Here is a 1,451-nt window from a genome sequence, read left to right on the forward strand (position 1 = left end):
GGCGATCCGCATCGGCGGCCAGGACAACCACCTGCTCAGTTGGCAGGGCCCGCGCTGACCCCGGCCGGCCGCCGTCAACACCGGACTTTCCCGCCGTTCAGGCGAGGCCTCTGCACTGCTCTTTCCCCTCTTGCGAAAGGACTTGCCGATGGCTGCTGATTTCCGGCCGCACCGCGTCGCAGGCGCGCTCGCGGCGGCCGTCTGCTCTGCGATCGGCGGGTGCGCTGCGGTCGCCGACCCCGCGCCCGTGTCACACCAGGCGGGCGCGGGGTTCGACGCCGCGGCGGCGCGGGCCGCGCTGGCGCGGCTGCGGGTCGCGCCGGAGGACACCGGCGCGCACTACCGGCGCGCGGACTGGCCGCACTGGGACCAGGTCGCGGGCGAGTGCGACGCCCGCGCGGAAACCCTGAAGGCACAAGGCACCGGCGTGACGACCGGGCCGCACTGCCGGATCATCGGCGGCCGGTGGACCTCCCGCTACGACGGCGTCACGGTGACCGACCCGGGCGGGCTGGACATCGACCACATGGTGCCGCTGGCCGAGGCCGCCCGCTCCGGCACCCGCGGCTGGACCCGCGTCCAGCGCGAGGCCTACGCCAACGACACCCGTCTCGTGCTGGTCGCCGTCACCGCGAAGTCCAACCGCGCCAAGGGAGACCAGGACCCGGCCAAGTGGCTGCCCGCCCTCGACCGCTGCGGCTACGTCGCCCAGTGGGTCGCGGTGAAAGCGAAATACGCCATGACCGTCGACCCCGCCGAACACGACGCGATCGCGGGGATTCTCCGCCGCTGCTGACCGCCCGGACACCCCACACCGCCGCCGTCACGGAAGGAAACCCGATGCGCCGCACCAAGGCACGGCCCGCGCAGGTCGCCCGGCTCGTGAAAGCCCTCAACGCCGAACAGCGAGCGCTGAAGAACTTCGAGCAACGCCCCCACAACCGGCCCAGCGACCCGAAACTCGAAGCCGAGATCCGCCGCGCGCAAGCCGTGCTCCCGCGCGTCCTGGAGAACTCGACCGACGACGAACAAACCGCCGCGTACCGCCAGGCCCGCCGCTGAGGCCTGCCGCTCTCCCGTTCGCCCGATCCGCCGACAGGAAGGACAACCGCATTGACCGCAGCAACGCCACCGTCCGAACAGGACTACTCCCCGGGGATCGACTGGGGCATCAACACCGACCTCGAAGCTGTGACCGGCTCCGCCGAGCCGAGCGTGTTCGCGTGCGAGCACACCGATTTCGTGTTCGCCTGCGGCATCGCCGACCCCGCCGAGGCGCTGACGCTGATGCGCGCGCGTCCCGACGACATCGCCCCGCACGCCCCGAGCGAGGACGACATCGCCGACTTCCGGCTCCGCTGGTGCCGACGGCTGCCGGGCGACACCGCCGGCCCGGAACTGGAGTACGTCGACGGCCCGCACACGCCGGGCGCGTTCCCCGCGATCGTCTG

3 protein-coding genes are annotated in these 1,451 nt (G+C 72.7%); all 3 read left to right on the forward strand.

Annotation, left to right across the window (positions count from 1 at the left end; all coding sequences use genetic code 11):
- The first annotated feature begins 148 nt into the window (after window positions 1-148).
- A complete protein-coding gene (locus ACFXI3_RS47085; protein ID WP_378408749.1) occupies window positions 149-796 on the forward strand; it encodes an HNH endonuclease family protein in 648 nt (215 codons plus the stop codon).
- Window positions 797-840: 44 nt separating this feature from the next.
- Window positions 841-1,062, forward strand: a complete 222-nt coding sequence (locus ACFXI3_RS47090) for a hypothetical protein (RefSeq protein ID WP_378408751.1) — start codon at window positions 841-843, stop codon at window positions 1,060-1,062.
- 51 nt (window positions 1,063-1,113) lie between these two features.
- The coding region (locus ACFXI3_RS47095; protein ID WP_378408753.1) for a hypothetical protein at window positions 1,114-1,451 on the forward strand (338 nt) is incomplete at its 3' end.

It is taken from the genome of Amycolatopsis sp. NPDC059235, from assembly GCF_042754125.1.
Lineage (GTDB): Bacteria > Actinomycetota > Actinomycetes > Mycobacteriales > Pseudonocardiaceae > Amycolatopsis > Amycolatopsis albidoflava.